21 protein-coding genes and 1 pseudogene are annotated in these 19,441 nt (G+C 67.6%); 17 read left to right on the top strand and 5 right to left on the bottom strand.

Features of this window, described 5'->3' with window-relative positions:
• Positions 1-8 precede the first annotated feature (8 nt).
• From TVNIR_RS02260 to TVNIR_RS02245, 4 genes are all read left to right on the top strand, one after another.
• Positions 9-563 (top strand): TlpA family protein disulfide reductase, encoded by a 555-nt coding sequence (locus tag TVNIR_RS02260; protein ID WP_015257348.1) that lies wholly within the window; start codon positions 9-11, stop codon positions 561-563.
• Positions 563-1,252: a sulfite exporter TauE/SafE family protein gene (locus TVNIR_RS02255; RefSeq protein WP_015257347.1), complete on the top strand. Its 690-nt coding sequence runs from the start codon at positions 563-565 to the stop codon at positions 1,250-1,252. Before TVNIR_RS02260 ends, TVNIR_RS02255 begins: the two co-directional genes overlap by 1 nt.
• Positions 1,253-1,354: 102 nt before the next feature.
• A complete protein-coding gene (locus TVNIR_RS02250) occupies positions 1,355-1,969 on the top strand; it encodes a nitrous oxide reductase accessory protein NosL (protein ID WP_015257346.1) in 615 nt (204 codons plus the stop codon).
• A 102-nt stretch (positions 1,970-2,071) separates the two neighbouring features.
• Positions 2,072-2,584: a nitrous oxide reductase accessory protein NosL gene (locus TVNIR_RS02245; RefSeq protein WP_015257345.1), complete on the top strand. Its 513-nt coding sequence runs from the start codon at positions 2,072-2,074 to the stop codon at positions 2,582-2,584.
• A gap of 59 nt (positions 2,585-2,643) precedes the next feature.
• On the opposite strand, the gene TVNIR_RS02240 is transcribed toward TVNIR_RS02245, so the two are convergent.
• The 5 genes from TVNIR_RS02240 to TVNIR_RS02220 form a co-directional block, all read right to left on the bottom strand.
• Positions 2,644-3,606, bottom strand: a complete 963-nt coding sequence (locus tag TVNIR_RS02240; RefSeq protein ID WP_015257344.1) for a sigma 54-interacting transcriptional regulator — start codon at positions 3,604-3,606, stop codon at positions 2,644-2,646.
• A 311-nt stretch (positions 3,607-3,917) separates the two neighbouring features.
• Positions 3,918-4,547, bottom strand: coding sequence for an OmpA family protein (locus tag TVNIR_RS02235; RefSeq protein WP_043739098.1), 630 nt, complete (start codon positions 4,545-4,547; stop codon positions 3,918-3,920).
• Positions 4,548-5,162: 615 nt separating this feature from the next.
• Entirely contained in the window at positions 5,163-6,824 is a 1,662-nt protein-coding gene (gene groL, locus TVNIR_RS02230) for a chaperonin GroEL (protein WP_015257341.1), read from the bottom strand.
• Between the two features lie 49 nt (positions 6,825-6,873).
• Complete coding sequence (gene groES / locus TVNIR_RS02225) at positions 6,874-7,164, bottom strand: co-chaperone GroES (RefSeq protein ID WP_015257340.1); 291 nt, start codon at positions 7,162-7,164, stop codon at positions 6,874-6,876.
• A gap of 126 nt (positions 7,165-7,290) precedes the next feature.
• Positions 7,291-7,764, bottom strand: coding sequence for an FxsA family protein (locus tag TVNIR_RS02220; protein ID WP_043740005.1), 474 nt, complete (start codon positions 7,762-7,764; stop codon positions 7,291-7,293).
• Positions 7,765-7,945: 181 nt separating this feature from the next.
• Here TVNIR_RS02220 and TVNIR_RS02215 point away from each other — a divergent pair, with 181 nt between their 5' ends.
• From TVNIR_RS02215 to TVNIR_RS02155, 13 genes and pseudogenes are all read left to right on the top strand, one after another.
• The gene (locus TVNIR_RS02215) at positions 7,946-8,485 is read left to right on the top strand and encodes a thioredoxin family protein (RefSeq protein WP_015257338.1); all 540 of its coding nucleotides are present in this window, start codon (positions 7,946-7,948) and stop codon (positions 8,483-8,485) included.
• An 8-nt stretch (positions 8,486-8,493) separates the two neighbouring features.
• Positions 8,494-9,810, top strand: a complete 1,317-nt coding sequence (locus tag TVNIR_RS02210) for a TolC family protein (RefSeq protein WP_015257337.1) — start codon at positions 8,494-8,496, stop codon at positions 9,808-9,810.
• Positions 9,811-9,825: 15 nt separating this feature from the next.
• Positions 9,826-10,620 (top strand): efflux RND transporter periplasmic adaptor subunit, encoded by a 795-nt coding sequence (locus tag TVNIR_RS02205; RefSeq protein ID WP_015257336.1) that lies wholly within the window; start codon positions 9,826-9,828, stop codon positions 10,618-10,620.
• Positions 10,617-10,964: a divalent-cation tolerance protein CutA gene (gene cutA, locus TVNIR_RS02200; protein WP_015257335.1), complete on the top strand. Its 348-nt coding sequence runs from the start codon at positions 10,617-10,619 to the stop codon at positions 10,962-10,964. Before TVNIR_RS02205 ends, cutA begins: the two co-directional genes overlap by 4 nt.
• Complete coding sequence (locus TVNIR_RS02195; RefSeq protein WP_015257334.1) at positions 10,952-13,255, top strand: protein-disulfide reductase DsbD; 2,304 nt, start codon at positions 10,952-10,954, stop codon at positions 13,253-13,255. Before cutA ends, TVNIR_RS02195 begins: the two co-directional genes overlap by 13 nt.
• The gene (locus tag TVNIR_RS02190; protein ID WP_015257333.1) at positions 13,252-13,836 is read left to right on the top strand and encodes a peroxiredoxin family protein; all 585 of its coding nucleotides are present in this window, start codon (positions 13,252-13,254) and stop codon (positions 13,834-13,836) included. Before TVNIR_RS02195 ends, TVNIR_RS02190 begins: the two co-directional genes overlap by 4 nt.
• A gap of 200 nt (positions 13,837-14,036) precedes the next feature.
• Positions 14,037-14,481: pseudogene (aroQ, locus tag TVNIR_RS18510) on the top strand (type II 3-dehydroquinate dehydratase).
• A 6-nt stretch (positions 14,482-14,487) separates the two neighbouring features.
• Positions 14,488-14,943 (top strand): acetyl-CoA carboxylase biotin carboxyl carrier protein, encoded by a 456-nt coding sequence (gene accB, locus TVNIR_RS02180; protein ID WP_015257331.1) that lies wholly within the window; start codon positions 14,488-14,490, stop codon positions 14,941-14,943.
• Positions 14,944-14,986: 43 nt separating this feature from the next.
• On the top strand, positions 14,987-16,333 hold the full coding sequence (gene accC, locus TVNIR_RS02175; RefSeq protein WP_015257330.1) for an acetyl-CoA carboxylase biotin carboxylase subunit: 1,347 nt from the start codon (positions 14,987-14,989) through the stop codon (positions 16,331-16,333).
• Complete coding sequence (gene prmA / locus TVNIR_RS02170; protein WP_015257329.1) at positions 16,330-17,223, top strand: 50S ribosomal protein L11 methyltransferase; 894 nt, start codon at positions 16,330-16,332, stop codon at positions 17,221-17,223. The genes accC and prmA overlap by 4 nt, the downstream gene beginning before the upstream one ends.
• Before the next feature lie 354 nt (positions 17,224-17,577).
• Entirely contained in the window at positions 17,578-18,036 is a 459-nt protein-coding gene (locus tag TVNIR_RS19965; protein WP_015257328.1) for a DUF3426 domain-containing protein, read from the top strand.
• A gap of 14 nt (positions 18,037-18,050) precedes the next feature.
• The gene (dusB, locus tag TVNIR_RS02160) at positions 18,051-19,076 is read left to right on the top strand and encodes a tRNA dihydrouridine synthase DusB (protein WP_043739998.1); all 1,026 of its coding nucleotides are present in this window, start codon (positions 18,051-18,053) and stop codon (positions 19,074-19,076) included.
• 65 nt (positions 19,077-19,141) lie between these two features.
• Complete coding sequence (locus tag TVNIR_RS02155) at positions 19,142-19,414, top strand: helix-turn-helix domain-containing protein (protein ID WP_237251838.1); 273 nt, start codon at positions 19,142-19,144, stop codon at positions 19,412-19,414.
• Positions 19,415-19,441: the final 27 nt, after the last annotated feature.

The following is a 19,441-nucleotide window of genomic DNA, read 5'->3' as shown; positions in this document are numbered from 1 at the left end:
GGGGACGGATGCGCGCACGGATCCTGATCTGGCTGCTGCTCCCGGTGCTGGCCGCCGGCTGTGGCGGCGAACGGCCGACGATCGCGAACGGCGAGCCGGCGCCGGCGTTCGACCTCGAGCGGCTCGACGGCGGACGGGCGACATTCTCCGAGCAGCAGGGCCGCGTGGTGGCGCTGCGATTCTGGGCCGACTGGTGTCCGTTCTGCCGCCGGGAGATGCGCGAGCTGGAACCGGTGTACCAACAGCTGCGCGACCGGGGACTCGAGATCCTCGCGGTGAACGTAGGACAGAACCACGACCGGGCCGCGCGCTTCGCCGAGCGGGTCGGCTATTCGTACCCGACACTGCTCGACCCCGATTCCGCGGTCGCGCGCCGCTATGGCGTGGTCGCGATCCCGGTGACGTACTTCATCGACCGCGAGGGAATCGTCCGTGGCCGGATCCTGGGGGAGTCCGACGCCGCGACCTTCGAACGCATGGCGCTCCCGCTGCTCGAGACCGGCGCCGACCCGGCGCCGTCCCCGTCCACCGCCAGCCCTGTCCCGGCCGGAGCCCGTCGCTGATGCAACCCGAGTACACCTGGGGCATCGCGTTCCTGGCCGGACTGCTCGGCAGCGGCCACTGTGTGGGCATGTGCGGCGGACTGATCTCGGCGTTTTTCCTCAAGATGGGCCGGCATTCGCGCAACCCGGTGACCTACGCGGCTTACCACGGGGCGCGGGTATCGGTCTATGTCGCCGCTGGCGCCGCCGCCGGGGCCATCGGGCTGTTGATTTCCGCCGGCACGCTGGGCGCGGCCCAGGGCGTGCTGATGATCGTGGCGGGCGTGGTGGTGATCCTGCTCGGTCTGGATCTTCTCGGGATCGGACCCCTGCGGCGGTTCGGGTTCTCGGTATTGCCCCCGGCCCTGCTGAATCACGCGCTGCGTACCGCCGACAGGCGTGGCCCGCTGGCCGGCGCCTGGATCGGGGGCACGATCAACGGCTTCATGCCCTGCTCGCTGACCCTGGCAGTGGCGGTACAGGCGACCGCCGCCGGGGGGCCGCTGCCCGGGGCGGCCCTGATGCTCGCGTTCGGCCTCGGCACACTGCCCTCGATGCTGGCGCTGAGCGTCGTCGTCGGGCGGCTCGGCTGCAGGGCACGCGGCCGCTTGATGCAGGCGGCCGCGCTATGCGTGATCGTTCTCGGGGCCGGCACGCTGTACCAGGGCGTCAGTTATTTCCAGGTGATGCGGGGCCTGGTCGGGAGTTGAGAGGCTCACGGGACGACAGGGTGCCTGCTCGGATTAGCGGATCCGTACTCGGACACCTCTGTTGATGATACATGCGACGACGAAGACGAAGGAGACGATGAAATGAACAGGAGACACCTGCTGAAGGGAACGGTGCTGGCGGGGCTGGCGGCCACGTTCGGCAAGGCCGCAGCCGCGGAGGCGCCCCGCTGCGACGGCGACGGCACACCCCTGCAGTTCATGCCGAAGGCGCCGCCGGATCCGGATCCGCTGCGGGACGAACTCGAGAAATACCCGCGCTGCCCCTACTGCGGCATGGACCGGCGGCAGTGGCAGCACAGCCGGCACCTGGTCCACTACGACGACGACCGCGTCGACGGCACCTGTTCGCTGCACTGCACCGCGATCAGCCTGAGCCTGAACATCGACCGCGGGCCGAAGGCCATTTACGTGGCCGACTACGGCAGCGGCGAGGAGCTTCGGCCGCTCGTCAACGTGGACGCGGCACAGTACCTGATCGGCAGCTCCCTTCCCGGGACGATGACGGCCCGCAGCAAAATGGCCTTCGCGTCACGCGCCGCGGCCGAAACCGTGCAGCAGGACCAGGGCGGCGAGTTGGGTGACTTCGATGCAGCCCTGACCGCGGCCTACCTGGACATGGCCCGGGATACCGCGATGATCCGCCGCCGACGTGCGGAACGACGGGCGCGGATGCAGCAGCAACGGCCGCGCGACTAGCCGGCCGCGCCGCGCGGCATCCGGGATCCAGGCAACGACGGGGCAACCCGCAGCCGCGTCGGACCCCAACGGCGACGATGCGTCGACACAGGAGGTAACAAGATGAGCTACCAAAACCACCTCAGGATGTTCCTGGCGGTGATCCTGACGCTGGCCGCGGCGGTCGCTGTGGCCGACACCAAACCGGCCGGGTTCTCGGTGCCCGACCCCGAGGTTCGGGACACCTGTCCCGTCTGCGGGATGCTGGTCGCACGCTACCCCGCATGGATCGCGACGGTGCTGTACGACGACGGGCATAGCGACCATTTCGACGGAGCCAAGGATCTGTTCAAGTACCTGTTCGATCTGCTCCGCTATGCTCCCGGCCGGAGCGAGGAAGCGATCACGGCAATTGGAGTAACCGAGTACTACGGCCTGACCCGGATCGATGCCCGCTCGGCCTGGTACGTAATCGGATCGGATGTGCTGGGCCCGATGGGCCACGAGCTTGTGCCGCTGGCCACCGGGGCCGACGCCCGCGAATTCCTGGAGGACCACGAGGGCACCCAGATCCTGCGCTTCGACGAGGTCACCCCGGACTTGCTGCAGGACCTGGACGCCGGCCGGGTGCGGTAACCGGAGCCGCCGACCCCGTGCGCACAAGGCCGGGTCGCGGCGCCAGCGCGTCCGGCGTTTCAGCCCTCGATCGCGTGCTTCTTGAGGCGGTACAGCAGTGTATTGCGGCTGAGGCCGAGCAGGCGGGCGGCCCTGGCCTTGCAGCCGCGGGCGCGCTCCATCGCCTGCCGCAGCAGGTCGTGTTCCAGGGCCTCGAACTCGAGGCCTTCGACGGGCAATTCGACCAGCCCGGAAGGTGTTCCCCGACGATCCGCCGGCGCGGCCTGACCTGCCCGGAGACCGAGATTCTCCGGGCCCAGCAGCTGGCCGGGCAGCAACAGCACCAGCCGCTCGCACAGGTGCCTCAGTTCGCGCACGTTGCCGGGCCAGGAATGGCTGCGCAGCGCCTGGCGTGCGGCACGATTCAGGCGCGGAGCGGAGGCATCGTGCGCGCGCGCGAACTCCGCCAGAAAGTGGTCGGCGAGCAACAGCACATCGCTGCCACGCAGGCGCAGCGGCGGCAGTTCCAGCGGTACCACATGCAGCCGATAAAACAGGTCGCGGCGGAACAGACCCTGGTCCGCGGCATCGTGCAGGTCGCGGTGGGTGGCCGCGAGCACCCGCACGTTCGCGGTACGCGCGCGGGATTCTCCCAGCGCCTGGCGTTCGCCCCGCTCGAGGAAACGCAACAGCTTTGGCTGCAGCGGCAGTGGCAGATCCCCGATCTCGTCCAGGAACAGCGTGCCACCCTCGGCCGCGCCGACGAAACCCGGATGGTCGCGGTCGGCACCGGTAAACGCCCCGCGGCGGTGACCGAACAGTTCGGACTCGGCCAGTTCGGCCGGCAACGCCCCACAGTTCACCGCGACGAACGGCCCGTCGGCGCGGGGGCTGAAGCGGTGCAGCCTGCGGGCCAGTTCCTCCTTGCCAGTGCCGGACTCGCCGAGGATCAGGACCGGGCAGTCCGCCTTCGCGACCAGTTGCGCAGCCCGCAGCACTGCCTGCAGTTCCGGGGATTCACCGAGAATGGGGTTCGCCTGCATCGGACCGGGGACCTGGATCGAGCTTGTGCGCCGGATTGTACCAAGAACGCCCGCGTGGCCGAATAGCGCCGGATCCCGACCAGGCTCGCAGCGGCCCGGCGGGATCGCTGCGCGGGCGATTCGTGGCGCTTGGCCGGGTTTCCCCGGGGTCCGCGTCCAGGGGCACATCCGCCCGCGCGCCATCCGTTACATCCCGCGCTGGAACGGGTGGCTGAACGAGCGTGCCATTGCAGAACGAAGAAAGGCCCCGCAAGCGGGGCCTTCTCGCTCCCGCCGGCTCCGGGCCGGCGGGACACGCGCGCCGGTTGTCGTTAACGGACGCGCTTGCGAACGTCGGTGGTGATTTCCACGCGGCGGTTCAGTTCGCGACCCGCGCGGGTGGCGTTGTCCGCGGTCGGACGCGTTTCGCCGTAGCCGACCATGCGGATGGCATCCGGCCGAATGCCCTGGCCGACCAGGTAATCCACCACACTCTGGGCGCGGCGCTCGGACAGACCCTGGTTGTAGTCGGCCGGACCGATGGAGCAGGTATGCCCTTCCACCAGTACCGAGCTGTAGGTCGCGTCAGCGGAGGTCAGTTCGGTCGCGAAGCCGCGCAGCGTCTCACGTCCCTGCGGACGCAGAGTCGCGCTGTCGAAGTCGAACAGCGTCTCCGCGCTAAGCGTGGTCGTGGTGAACTCCGGTTCCGGTGCGGGCGGCGGCGGTTCCGGTGCCGGTGCCGGTGCTTCGGCCACGATGAACCCTGCGCAACCCTCGTGGCCGACCCTCTCGGGTGCCCAGGACGAGGCGCGGACACATTCGCCGGAACTGTCACGCACGGGCGTGCCGGACGCATCCACCACGTTCGCGCAACCCCCTGCTGCCGACACACTACCCACGGTGCCCATTGCGAGGGCGGCCACGGACAGCGCCAGGAAATTCTTCACCATCTTGCTTTGCATGTTGTCAGTCTCCTCAGATGAACCGGAATCACCCGGAAATGAATCCTTCAAGCTTGCTCTTTCCACGGGTCGAACCGTATGCGGGGCATCGAGCCCGGCGATGCTCCTGCAACACCTTGATAGTGGCACAAAGTCAGCGGATTTGCACCCCTTCGCGAAAAAAAACGTGTCCATAAGACAACGGATGTCACATATTTGAGACAGATGGTCGCCGCCGCACCGAAGCGGCACCACGTACGCCGGTGCCGGGATCCATGCGCTCCGCCCGCATAAAAGAACCTGATTATCACGAAACTTCCTCAGCCAGTGCGACTGCTCTGCGTCGGTCGTCATTGCGAGCGTAGCGCGGCACCAATGCGCGCAGCGCATTGAACAGCCGAAGGCTGGCCCACAGGGTCAGCGCAGCGAATAATCCAGGCGGCGCGGGGAGGACCATCGCCGTCTGGATCGCCACGTCCCGCCACGCTGCGCTCGCGGCTAAAGGCTTCGCTCCTCGCGATGACGCCGGTTTCGAAGATGGCCCGTTCCAGCTTGCTGGAGCTTCCGTGATCATCAGGAAAAAGAAAGACCCCGCCGAAGCGGGGTCTCGAGGGGGCTGCAGCGCCAGAGACAGGCCTACATCATGCCCATGCCGCCCATGCCGCCCATGCCACCCATGCCGCCCATGTCGTCCATGCCGGCACCGCCACCCTTCTCATCCTTCGGGAGTTCGGCGACCATCGCCTCGGTGGTGATGATCAGGCCGGCCACCGAGGCTGCGTTCTGCAGCGCGGTCCGGGTGACCTTGGTCGGATCAAGGATGCCCATTGCAATCAGGTCGCCATACTCGCCGGAAGCGGCGTTGTAGCCATAGTTCCCCTCCCCTTCGAGCACCTTGTTCAGGACCACGGAGGGTTCCTCGCCGCAGTTCATCACGATCTGGCGCAGCGGCTCCTCCATCGCACGACGCGCGATCGCGATGCCGATGTCCTGATCGTGGTTGGCTCCCTTGAGATCGCGCATCGCGCCCAGCGAGCGCAGCAGCGCGACACCGCCGCCCGGAACCACGCCTTCTTCCACCGCGGCGCGCGTCGCGTGCAGCGCGTCTTCGACGCGGGCCTTTTTCTCTTTCATCTCGACTTCGGTGGCCGCTCCGACCTTGATCACAGCCACGCCACCGGCGAGCTTCGCGACCCGCTCCTGCAGCTTTTCCTTGTCATAGTCCGAGGTCGCTTCCTCGATCTGGGCCCGGATCTGGTCGACCCGGGCCTTGATGTCCTCGGGGTTGCCCGCACCGTCGATGATCGTGGTGTTCTCCTTCGTGACCTGCACCTTCTTCGCACGCCCCAGATCCTCGATGCTGGCCTTCTCCAGCGACAGGCCGACCTCCTCGGAAATCACCTGGCCGCCAGTCAGCACCGCGATATCCTGCAGCATCGCCTTGCGGCGGTCTCCGAAGCCGGGAGCCTTGACTGCGGCGACCTTGACGATTCCACGCATGGTGTTCACGACCAGCGTCGCGAGCGCCTCGCCTTCGACGTCCTCGGCGACGATCAGCAGCGGTTTGCTGGCCTTCGCGACACCTTCTAGAACGGGCAACAGGTCGCGGATATTGGAGATTTTCTTGTCGTAGAGCAGCACGAAGCAGTCATCGAGCTCGGCGCTCATGCTCTGCTGGTTGTTGATGAAGTACGGCGACAAGTAGCCTCGGTCGAACTGCATCCCCTCGACCACGTCGAGCGCGTTCTCGAGCGAAGAACCTTCCTCGACCGTGATCACGCCCTCCTTACCGACCTTCTCCATCGCATCGGCGATGATCTGACCGATCGACTCGTCGGCGTTGGCGGAGATGGTGCCGACCTGGGCGATCGCCTTGCTGTCGGTGCAGGGCTTGGAGAGGTTCTTCAGTTCTTCGACCGCAGCGATCACGGCCTTGTCGATGCCGCGCTTCAGGTCCATCGGGTTCATGCCCGCAGTCACCGACTTCATGCCTTCGTGCACGATGGACTGGGCCAGCACGGTCGCGGTGGTGGTGCCGTCGCCGGCGACGTCGGAAGTCTGGGAGGAAACCTCCTTCACCATCTGCGCGCCCATGTTCTCGAACTTGTCCTCGAGTTCGATCTCCTTCGCGACCGACACGCCGTCCTTGGTGACGGTGGGGGCGCCGAAGGCCTTGTCGAGCACCACGTTGCGGCCCTTGGGACCCAGGGTGACCTTGACCGCGTTGGCGAGGATGTTGATACCGCGAACCATCCGGCCGCGGGCGTCATTGCCGAAACGAACTTCTTTTGCACTCATGTCTGAACTCTCTCCTGAACCGGTTGAATGGGTGACTCGGCGGGCGGCATCAGCCCTCAATCACCGCCATGATGTCGTCTTCGCGCATCACCAGGACGTCGTCGCCACCGACCTTCACTTCCGTTCCGGAGTACTTGCCGAAGAGGACCTTGTCGCCCGCCTTCACGTCCAGCGCGCGAACCTCGCCGTTCTCGAGGATCTTGCCCTTGCCGACGGCGATGACCTCGCCACGGATGGGCTTCTCGGCCGCCGAGTCGGGGATGACGATCCCGCCGGGGGTTGTGCGCTCTTCCTCCATACGCTTGACGATCACGCGATCATGCAAAGGCCGCAGATTCATGGTGCGAACTCCTTAGTTATGGGTCGTGTTGCAGGATAAACAGGGATTCGGCACAAACGCTGTTAGCAGCCGAGCCGAACGAGTGCCAATCATAGAAGCACACCGGCGCCTGTCAAGGGGGGGAGACTACCGGTCGCGGTGGTCGTCGAGCCGTTCGGTGTCGTCGTCCTGCCGGCGGCGGTACTCGCCCTCGATGGTATCGCCCGCATCGGGGCCGGCACGCCGCGCAGCCGCGACCCAGACCCCGCGCCGACCAAGCAGCCAGGTCGCGACCCTGGTACGCAACGGCGGCACCAGCAGCAGGAAACCCGCGGCATCGGAGAAGAATCCCGGCACGAGCAGCAGCACCGCGGCCAGCATCAGCAGCCAGCCCTCGAGCAGGTCGCGTGCGGGGAGTTCTCCGCGCTGCAGCATCCCCTGCATTCTCTGCCAGTGCGCGACCCCCTGAAGGCGGAAGATCCACAGGCCGATCACCGCGGTGATCACCACCAGCGCGACCGTGGACAGGGCACCGACGGCCCCGCCAACCCAGGCGAAACCGAAGATCTCGAGCAGAATCGCACCGAGGAACAGAAACAGCGGCAGCAGTGGGTGCACCATCGCGGACTCCATCAGGGGTGCTTCATTGCAACACCGATCACGTCGGGCTGTCGAGTTGGACGCCCACTGGCGCTATCATCGCTGCCCAATACCGGCCGGCAGCGGCAGCGCTCGGAATTTCCGGACGCCCACACCCGTCTCAACAGGCGCCCCTGCCGCCACAGACTCGATGGAGTGCCGTATGACCCGCATCATCACCGCCTTTTTCAGATTCGCACTGCTGGCGCTGCCCCTGGCGCCATTCGCGCTGCTCGCTGCGTCGGACCCGCGGGATCCCGGCGAGCACTTCTTCCAGCCGACCTTTGGCGATTTCCAGGAGGAGCTGGACGAAGCCCGGGCCGACGGCAAGAAAGCCGTTCTGATCTTCTTCGAGATGGACGACTGCCCGTTCTGCCATCGAATGAAGCAGCAGGTGCTGAACCAGCCGGAGGTGCAGGATTACTACCGCGAGCATTTCGCGATCTTCAGCGTCGATGTCGAGGGGGACATCGAGATCATCGATTTCCAGGGCAACACCCACCGTCAGGCGGACTTCGCGTTCCGGGAGAACCGTGTGCGTGCCACCCCGGTGTTTCAGTTCTACAACCTCGAGGGCGAGCCGATTGCCCGCTTCACTGGCGCGACGCGCGACACCCGCGAATTTCTCCAGTTGGGTGAATTCGTGGCCGAAGGCCACTACCGACAGATGAACTTCACGCGCTTCAAGCGCGAAGCCCGCTAGGAACCGCAATGCCGATACGGGATCTTCTTCGGCCTGCGCTGGCCGGCGCCCTGGTCGCGTTCAGCGCCATTGCGACCGCCGGCGCAGGCGAACCCGACCCGCTGCCCCAACCCCTGCGGCTGGAGGCGGCACTGGCGGCCATCGATGCCGAACACCCGACCCTGCTGCGCGCCCGCGCGCTGCGCGACCGCGCAGAGCAGGCGCTGGAGGGTGAACGCTCGCGCGGCGACCTGAAGATCGACGCGCACCTGGAGGCGCGCTGGATCGACCCCAACGACCACGCGCCCGACGACGGCCGCGACGATTCACGCGCACTAGTGACTGCGCGCAAGCTGCTGAGCGACTTCGGGCAGACCCGCGGCCGCGTGGCCGCTGGCGAACGCGAGGTGGACGCGCGCGTCGCCCACGAGGCGATCGCCCACGCCCGGCACCGGTTGAGGGTGATGGAGCGTTACTTCGACGTACTCCTGGCCGACCTGGCGTTTGCCCGCGATACCGAGGCCATGGCGTCGGCCTTCGTGACCCTGGAGCGCGCCCGCGACCGCAACGAGTTGGGGCAGGTTTCCGACATCGACCTGTTCGAGCTTGAGTCCGAATATCAAACCGCCCGCGGTCAGCGCCTGCGGGCCCTGCAGGCCCAGCGCCGCACCCGTGCCGCACTGGCCGAGACACTGAACCGGCCTGGCCAGGCCCCGGCCCAGGTGCTGGGTCCAATGTTGCCCCTGGTTCTCCCCGAACTCCCGGATCTGGACAGCCTGCTCGCCGCAGTGGATACACAGAGCCCGGAATTGGTGGCCCGCAGAACCGAGATCGAAGCCGCGCGGCACCGAGCCAACGCCGCGCGCGCGATGAACCGACCGCGCCTGAGCGCGGAGGTCCAGGCCGGCGCCTGGGCGCGGGAGTTCGGCGGCGACCGCAACCCGGTGGCGGCGAGCCTGATCCTGGAGATCCCCTTGTACCAGGGCCGCGAGCGCAGCGCAGCGCTGGGCCAGGCGACCGCGGAGCGGCACCTGGCCGAGGCCGACCTGGCCCATGCGATGATCGAGGCCCGCGACGCGACACGCGATCTCTTCTACGAGATCGAGGCGCTGCTGGTACAACGGGAAGAGGCGCTCGCACGGATGGACTACCGGGAACTCTACATCGACCGCGCCCGCGCACTCTACGACATGGAAGAAACCGCCGACCTCGGCGATTCGATGGTGCAGCAAAGCGCCGCCGCCCATTTCAACGCCGCCACCGAATATGCGCTGGCGCTGGCCTTCGAACGGCTTTCGCTGCTGCTCGGCGACCGTTCGCTGAGCCCGTTTCCACCCGATTCCTAGAGGGAGCCGTGACCGATGGGCAACTGCCGACCCTTACTTCTTGCCGCCGGCCTGCTGGGTGCCGGAATCGTCTCGGCGATCGCTTCGGCAGCCGCTGAGGAACTTCCGGCCCGGATCGACTGGGGCCAGCGTTATACCGTGTCGTCCCCGGTCGCCGGCGTGGTGCGCGAGATCGCCGTGCAGCCGGGTGATCGCGTCGAGGCGGCTCAACTGCTGTTCTCGCTGGACACGCGGCGTCTGCAAGCAGACGCCCGCGCAGCCGAAGCCGAGCGCGAGCGCCTGCGCCTGGAACTGGCCGAGGCCGACCGCGAGGTTGAACGCGCCGAGGAACTCTACGACCGCACGCTGATCGCGGTACGCGAGCTGGAACTGGCGCGAATCGAACGTTCGATGGCGGCGGCAAGCCTGGCGCGGACCGAGGCACAGCTGCAGAAAACCCGGGTCGACATCGGCGACAGCCGCATCGAAGCTCCGGCCGCAGGGCGAATCCTATCGGTGACGGTCACCATCGGTGAGGCGGTCAGCCCCGCCCTGGCACCGCCGGTGCTGGCGACCCTCGGCACCACCGATCCGATGCGCGCGGTCACCACGGTGGACGCCGACACCGCCGCCGGACTTGAGCCCGGACAGCCCGCCCGGATCGACATCGGCGGCGAACGGTTCTCCGGAACCGTGGGGGCCGTCGGCTGGGAGCCCGAGGACGTCGGCTTCGGCACGGGCTACCGGGTCGATGTCCACTTTTCGCCGCCGGACTCCCTGCGGCTGCGCGCGGGGCAGAGTGGCAAGGTCCGCATCGGGAACGCGGAATGACGATGCCGGACAGCCCCACAACCGCGCGCACCGACTGCCTGCTGGTGATCACCACCGTGGACGACCGCACACTGGCGGACGATCTTGCGCAGGAACTGGTGGAACAACGACTTGCCGCCTGCGTCCATATACTGGGCGCGGGTCGTTCGGTGTATCGCTGGCAGGAGGAGGTAGAGGACGCCGAGGAGCACACGCTGCTGATCAAGACGTCGGCGCCGAGCTATGACAGCCTGCAGGACTGGCTCGCGCAACGCCACCCGTACGAAACGCCCGAACTCATTGCCCTGCCGATTACGCAGGGGCTGCCCGACTATCTCGACTGGATTCGACAATGCACCCGATGACTTTCAGGCGCTGGTTCGCCGCCCTTCTACTTCTCTCCCTGGCGCTGGTCCCGGCCCTTGCGTCGGCACTGTTCGAGGACGACCTGCTGGATCCGGACGATGCCTTCGCGCTGCAGGCGGAGGCGATCGACGGCGACCTGCTGCGCCTGACCTGGACCATTGCCGACGGCTATTACATGTACCGGGAGCAGTTCCGGTTCACGCCCGAGAGTGAGGGGCTGGAGTTCGGCGGGGCGCGGATTCCGGACGGCACGGTGAAGGAAGACGAATTCTTCGGCCGCGTCGAGACCTACCGTGACCGGATCGAAATCGAGCTTCCGGTCGTGGCCGCCGCCAGCAAGGGCATCGAGCTGACCGCGCGTTCCCAGGGCTGCGCCGACATTGGCGTCTGCTATCCCCCGCATTTCCAGACGGTCAGCCTGAACCTGCCCGAGCTGCCCGCTGCCCAGCCGGCAGCCCCGGCCGGAAACGGCCGCAACGCGCTCGACGCACTCGCCCGGCTCTCCGGCGGCTTCAACGACGAGGACGAACTGCTCGAACCCGAGGTCGCGTTCGCCGCCAGCGCCCGGGCGATCAGCCAGAATGCCGTGGTGCTGCGGTTCGACATCGCCGAGGGCTATTACCTGTACCGCGACAAGCTCGGCTTCCGGATCGCCGAGGGCGAGGGCATCGAACTGGGTCCGGTGAATCCCCCGGACGGCACGCTGATCGTCGACGAATTCTTCGGCGAGACCGAGATCTACCGTGACTCGGTCGAGATCCTGGTGCCGGTGCTGCGCAGCGCCGACGATGTCGCTGAGATCGTGTTGGCGGTCGACTACCAGGGTTGCGCGGATCTCGGCGTCTGCTACCCGCCGCTGACCCAGGACGTGACCGTCGCGTTCGCCGCAGGCCTGGCGGACGAGGCGGAGGAACTGCCCGCGACCGGCACCGTGCCCCCTGCAGCGGACGATCCCGGGCCGGTCACCGAGCAGGACCGTATCGCCGCCCAGCTCGCCGATGGCCGCATCTGGCTGGTCGCGCTGGCGTTCTTCGGCTTCGGCCTGCTGCTGACCTTCACCCCCTGCGTGTTCCCGATGATCCCGATCCTGTCGAACATCATCATCGGGCAGAAGAACCTGACCACGCGCAAGGCCTTCTTCATCTCGCTCGCGTTCGTGCTGGCGATGGCCCTGACCTACACTCTTGCCGGGGTTTTTGCCGGTCTGGCCGGCGCGAACCTGCAGGCGGCATTCCAGAACCCGTGGATCATCGGCGGCTTCGTGCTCGTATTCATCGCACTCGCGCTGTCGATGTTCGGGTTCTACGAGCTACAGATGCCGTCGGGCGTCCAGAGCCGGTTGACGAACATCAGCAACCGCCAGCAGGGCGGCACGCTGGTCGGCGCGGCAATCATGGGCTTCCTGGCGGCTCTGATCGTCGGACCCTGCGTGACCGCACCGCTGGTCGGCGCGCTGCTCTACATCAGCCAGACCGGCGACGCCGTGCTGGGCGGCATCGCGCTGTTCGCGCTCAGCATGGGCATGGGTGCGCCGCTGCTCGCGATCGGCACCTCGGCCGGCAAGATCCTGCCGAAAGCCGGCCCGTGGATGGACACGGTGAAGGCCGTGTTCGGGGTCGGCCTGCTGGCGATGGGCGTCTGGCTGCTCGAGCGGGTGATTCCCGGCGAGGTCGCACTGCTGCTCTGGGCGACGCTGTTCATCGTGACGGCGATCTACATGGGAGCCCTGCAGACGTTGCCCGAAGGCGCCTCCGGCTGGCACAGCCTGTGGAAGGGCCTGGGCCTGGTGCTGCTGCTCTACGGCGTGATCCTGATGCTCGGCGCATTCACTGGCGGCAAGGACATGTTCCGCCCGCTGGCCGAGCTGCGGGCGCCCGCGGCGCTGGTCGGAACGAACGGCGCGCCGAGGGTGGCACAGATGGAATTCGGGGAGGTGGACAGTCTTGCCGACGTCGAACGCGAGGTGGCCGAGGCGGCCGGGCGCAATCAGCCGGTGTTCCTCGATTTCTACGCCGACTGGTGCGTGGACTGCGTGCGCATGGAACGCACCACGTTCCGGGATCCGCGCGTGATCCAGGCGATGAGCGAGGTGCATCTGCTGAAGGCCGATGTCACCGCCAACACCACCGAACACCGCGACCTGATGCGCGCGTTCAACCTGTTCGGCCCACCGGCGATGATCTTCTACGATCACGACGGTGAAGAACTCCGCCACCGGCGCGTGGTCGGCTATCTGAACGCGGAGCGTTTCCTGGCGCACGTCGAACAGAGCATCGGAGCACGCCCATGACGACCGACCGACCGCCGTTGCACCACCGCCGGGGCCACCCGCTGCTGGCGGCAGGCCTGGGCTGCATCGCGGCACTCGCGATAACGGCCTGTGGTAGCGCTAACGACAGCACCACAACCGCGAATGCGGGCGGCCACGCGGCGGCGCCGGCGGCCGCCGCGACCGGATCGCAGCGCGTCGACTTCACCCTGCCCGACCTGAACGGCGACGCCAGGCAATTCAGCGAATGGGACGGCGACCTGGTGGTGCTGAACTTCTGGGCGACCTGGTGCCCGCCGTGCCTGCGGGAGATGCCGCTGTTCCAGGACCGCTATGCGCAATATGCCGACGACGGCTTCACGATCGTAGCCGTGGCGATCGACGGGGTCGACGAGACCCGGAATTTCGCCGGCGCACACGCGATCGAGTTCCCGATCCTGGTGGGGCAGGCCGAGGCCATGGCGGCAAGCAGCGACTACGGCAACCGGATGGGGGTTCTGCCCTACAGCGTGGTCATCGACCGTAACGGTGTGGTACGCGAGACCCACCGCGGCGAGGTGACCCGGGCCGAACTGGATCGCTGGCTCCGGGCCTATCTCTGAGCCTTGCTGAGCCCGCTGCCTGGCGTGCCACGGCAGCGGCATGATCACGCACCCGACCGCCTGCGGCGCCGCCCGCGCAGAATCCGCGGGCGGCGCTGGACAGGCCGCACTCCGCTACGGCAGAATCCCGTCACCGAAGCGGGCGATTCACGCACGTTTCCCACTGATTCAAGACAGGATCGCGACCGATACCTCCCGTCATGGCTGACCTGCTGCTGCTGAACGGCCCCAACCTGAACCTGCTCGGGAGCCGTGAGCCGGAGCGTTACGGATCGACCACGCTGGCCGAACTGGAGGCGTCACTGCAGACGCGCGCGGCGCGGGCGGGGCACCGTCTGCACTGTTTCCAGAGCAACCACGAGGGCGAACTGATCGACCGGATTCACGCAGCGCGGTCCGGGGGTGTGGCCCATATCGTGATCAATCCCGGCGGCCTCACGCATACCAGCGTGAGTCTGCGCGATGCCCTGCTGGCGGTGGCGATTCCGTTCATCGAAGTCCACGTCAGCAACGTACATGCACGGGAACCGTTTCGGCGCCACTCCTACCTGTCGGACGTCGCATCCGGAACCGATCACCGGCCTTGGCGTAACGGGTTATCGGCTGGCGCTCGACGCCGCCATTGCAGCCATCGAGGAGCCTTAGTTCACCATGGACATTCGCAAGGTCAAGAAGCTGATCGACCTGCTCGACGAAAGCGGGATCCACGAGATCGAGATTCACGAAGGCGAGGAATCGGTGCGCATCACCCGCTCGGCTCCCAACGCCCAGACTTTCATGGCGCCACCGATGCCGGCCGCGCAGGCCGCATCCGCCCCGGCTCCCGCCACGTCCCCTCCTCCCGCCGCGGAAACGCCGGAGCCGGAGCCGAGCGGCCACCGGGTGACCGCGCCGATGGTAGGCACGTTCTACCGGGCGCCAAGCCCGGGTGCACGCCCGTTCGTCGAGGTGGGCACCACCGTGGCGATCGGGGACACCCTGTGCATCATCGAGGCCATGAAGATGCTCAACCCGATCGAGGCGGACAAGGCGGGAACGATTCGCGACGTGCTCGTCGAGAACGGGCATCCGGTCGAATACGGCCAGCCGCTCTTCATCATCGAGTAGGCGCCACGCATACCGATTCACGAGTAGCCAGGCAGGGATTCGCATGCTGGAAAAGATCCTGATCGCAAACCGTGGCGAGATCGCCCTCAGGGTGCTGCGTGCCTGCCGCGAGATGGGCATTGCCACCGTCGCTGCCCACTCGGAGGCCGACCGTGACCTCAAGCACGTACGCCTGGCCGACGAGACCGTCTGTATCGGACCCGCCGCGTCCAGCGAGAGCTACCTGAACATCCCGGCGATCATCTCCGCGGCCGAGGTCACCGATGCCGGGGCGATTCACCCGGGCTACGGTTTCCTGTCCGAGAACGCCGATTTTGCCGAGCGGGTGGAATCCAGCGGCTTCGCATTCATCGGGCCACGGGCCGAGACGATCCGCCTGATGGGCGACAAGGTGTCGGCGAAGAACGCGATGCTTGCGGCCGGCGTCCCCTGCGTGCCCGGATCCGACGGCGCGCTGGGCGAGGATCCGGAGGAGAACGTCCGGATGGCACGCGAGATCGGCTACCCGGTGATCGTGAAGGCGTCCGGCGGCGGCGGGGGCCGCGGGATGCGGGTGGTGCATACCGAGGGCGCGCTGCTGAACTCGATCGCGCTGACCCGCAACGAGGCGCGCCAGGCCTTCGGCAACGACACCCTGTACATGGAGAAATACCTGGAACACCCCCGTCACGTCGAATTCCAGATGCTCGCCGACACCCACGGCAACGCGGTGTGCCTGGGCGAGCGCGACTGTTCGATGCAACGCCGCCACCAGAAGGTGATCGAAGAGGCGCCGGCCCCCGGGATCACGCCGGAGATGCGCGATTCGATGAGCCAGCGCCTGATCCGCGCCTGCCTGGAGATCGGCTACCGCGGCGCGGGTACCTTCGAGTTCCTGTTCGAGAACGGTCAGTTCTATTTCATCGAGATGAACACGCGCCTGCAGGTCGAACATCCGGTCACCGAAGAGATCACCGGGGTGGACCTGGTCCGCGAGCAGATCCGGGTCGCGGCCGGCGAAGCGCTGTCGATCGATCAATCCGACATCCGGATACACGGCCATGCGATTGAATGCCGGATCAACGCCGAGGATCCGGTGCATTTCCTGCCCAGCCCCGGGACGGTGACCCAGTACCACGCACCCGGCGGGCCGGGCATCCGGGTGGACACGCATCTGTACAACGGCTACAAGGTGCCGCCGTATTACGACTCGATGATCGCGAAGCTGATCGCCTACGGGCCCACACGGGATATCGCGATCGCGCGCATGCGCGGGGCCCTCGGGGAGATCGTGATCGATGGCATCCGGACGAACATTCCGCTGCACATCGACCTGATGAACGACGCGAATTTCCGCAAGGGCGGGGCCAACATCCATTACCTCGAGAAGAAACTGAAGGCCGGGCCATGAGTCTGACCGAACTGGAACTCGAGACCAGCCCCGAAAATGCGGAAGGCCTCGAGGATCGGCTGTTCGCCCTCGGGGCGCAGAGCGTCGAATTGTTCGACGCCGGAGACGAACCGCTGTTCGAACCACCGCCCGGCACCCACCCGCTGTGGTCGTCGGTCCGGCTTCGGGCCCTCTTCCGGGATCCGCTGCAGGCGGAGATCGCCCGCGCCGCCCTCCAGGCCCAGGATTCGACGCCGGGCGCGGCGCCGGTGGGCACGCAGCTGTCGGCGCTCGATGACCGCGACTGGGTGCGCGCAGGGCTGGCCGGCCTGACCCGGATCCACAGTGGCGGCCCGTTGTGGATCGTACCGTCGTGGGAGACGCCGCCCGACGTCCCGAATGGCGTCTACGTGCATCTGGATCCAGGGCTTGCGTTCGGCACCGGCAGCCACCCGACCACCGCGATGTGCCTGGCGGCACTCGCGGCAGTTCCGCCAGCCGGCCAGACCGTGCTCGACTACGGCTGCGGTTCGGGAATCCTGGCGATCGCGTCGCTGAAGCTGGGCGCGACCTCCGCACTCGGCGTCGACATCGACCCGCAGGCGCTTCAGGCAACACGCCTGAACGCGGCACGCAATGGAATCGACGAGCCACGACTGCCGACCGCAACGCCGGACCGGGATCCGCCGGCCGCCGCGTTCGACCTGGTACTGGCCAATATCCTGGCCGGCCCATTGATTGAGCTCGCCCCGACACTCGCCCGCGCTGCCCGCCCGGGCGCCCGGCTACTGCTGGCCGGGCTGCTCGACCGGCAGGCCGAGCCGGTGATGGCGGCATACCGCGATGCCTTCGACATCGCCATCGGAGACCGACGCGATGACTGGGTCCTGCTGGTCGGCCAGCGCCGCTGACGTAGGGGCTGCGACCGCCATCGCAGGTCCCGTCCCGGCCACCAGACGATGATCGTTCGCTGCCCCAGTTGCGGTGCCGGTCATGCAGTGCGTTACCGCATCGGCCGCGCGCCCCGAAAGCACCGCTGCAGCAACTGCCATGAAGTCTTTGCCTTTTTGCCGGCCCTGGAGTTCGAGACTGCCGGCACCAGCTGGGGCGCGGTGCGGCTGCCGCACCGTTCGACGGCACTTGCCGGACCTGCAGCCGGGATCGGAGCCGAGGCGACGGAAGCCCCGCCCGCCGTCACATCCAAGCGCCCGATGCAGCCCCGGCCGCCCGCGTGGCTCGAGCCCGCGCCCGATCGCGGACCGGGAATGGTCGCCCGCCTGGCGGGGCTGCTGGCGGGTCTAGCACTGATCGCTCTGCTGTTCGCCCAGTTCCTGGTGCACGAACGGAACCGCCTGGGTCCGCACCCCGAACTCCGCGCCCTGGGCGACCGGATCTGCAGCCACCTGCCCTGCACCGACGCCGTCTGGCGAGTTCCCGGGGCGGTGCGCATCGAGGGGCTGCAGTTCCAGCCGCAGGGGCCGAACGTGCTGCGGGTCGACCTGGAACTGGTCAATACCTTGGAGCAGCCCCAGCCCTGGCCGCTGCTGGAGATGGCGCTGTCCGATCGCCATGGCCGGGTGCTCGCCCAGGGTCGCTGGCGCCCGAAGGAGTTTCTTGACGTGACTGCAGTCCCCGACCTCGCCCCACACGAACGCCGCTCCCTGCGGCTCGAGGTCCGGGGCAGCCCTCAACGCCCCGAAGGCGTGATGGTCTGGCCCCTGTGACCGCTGAACGCGGCATCCAGCTCGGAACGCACCGGTTTCCCGGTCCCGTGGTTTTCCTGGCCCCGATGGCGGGGGTCAGTGACCGGCCCTTCCGGCAGCTCTGCCGCCGCCTCGGGGCGAGTGGCGCCGTGTCCGAGATGGTGACCTCGGACACGCGGCTCTGGGACACTGCGAAGACACGGCATCGGCTGGATCACCGGGGCGAGCCCGCCCCCCGGATCGTGCAACTGCTGGGCAACGAGCCGGACCGACTGGCGCAGGCGGCCCGCGAGAACGTTGCCCGCGGAGCCGACATCATCGACCTAAACCTCGGCTGCCCGGCGAAGAAAGTGTGCCGGAAAGCGGCGGGCTCGGCCCTGCTGGCCGATGAGGACTTGGTCGAACGGCTGTTGCAGGCCCTGACCGCCGCCGTGACAGTGCCGGTGACGCTGAAGATGCGGCTCGGCATCGACCGCGATCATCTGACCGCGACGCGCATCGCGCGCATCGCCGAACGCGCCGGCGTCGCGATGCTTACGGTACACGGACGCACCCGCGCCTGTGGTTACCGGGGGGAGGTCGACTACCGGGCGATCGCCGCGGTGGTCGACGCGGTCGGGATCCCGGTGCTCGCGAACGGCGACATCACCACGGTGGAACACGCAACCGCCGTGCTCCGGCAAACCGGCGCGGCCGGGCTGATGATCGGACGCGGGGCGCAGGGACGGCCCTGGCTGCCCGGCCGGATCCGGGCTGCGCTGGACGGCCGGCCCGTGCCTCCCCCCCCGGGTCGCGAGGCCCTGGGCCGGCTGATCGAGGAACACGTAGCGGCCCTGCATCGCCAGTACGGGCAGGATCAGGGGGTGCGTATCGCACGCAAGCACATAGGCTGGTATCTTCTGCACAACCGCCCGGAGATCGACCGACGCCCGCTGCTCGAACTGGCCGACGCCGGTGAGCAGCTCGCCGCCATCCGCACGATGTTCGGCCGGTCGGCGGGGCCCCGCACGGTGCCGCCCGCCCCGGGGGACGACGACGTTTCGATCGTCACCGGGGACTGAACGCCATGGATACAACGACAACAAGAACCTGCTCGGATTCGGGGGCAAGCCGCATGAACTATTCGATGGACGCCGCTTCAAAGGTACCTGCCCGTCCCGGGGCACAGACCCCGCACCGGCTGGCGGAGCATGTGCGCGCTGCACTGGACGACTATTTCGGAACTCTCAATGGCGAGGACGCCGGCGACATCTACGCGCTGGTGATGGCCGAGGTCGAGCGCCCGCTACTAGCGTGCGTGCTGGAGCGTTGCGGTGGCAACCAGACCCGCGCGGCCAGCCTGCTCGGGCTCAACCGCGCGACGCTGCGCAAGAAGCTGCGTGCGCACGACCTGCTCTAGTGGGCTATGACCGGTGCCTTGTCCCGG

Origin of the sequence: Thioalkalivibrio nitratireducens DSM 14787, assembly GCF_000321415.2 — a bacterium.
Classification (GTDB): Bacteria; Pseudomonadota; Gammaproteobacteria; order Ectothiorhodospirales; family Ectothiorhodospiraceae; genus Thioalkalivibrio; species Thioalkalivibrio nitratireducens.
This window is presented reverse-complemented; position numbering and strand designations above follow the sequence as displayed.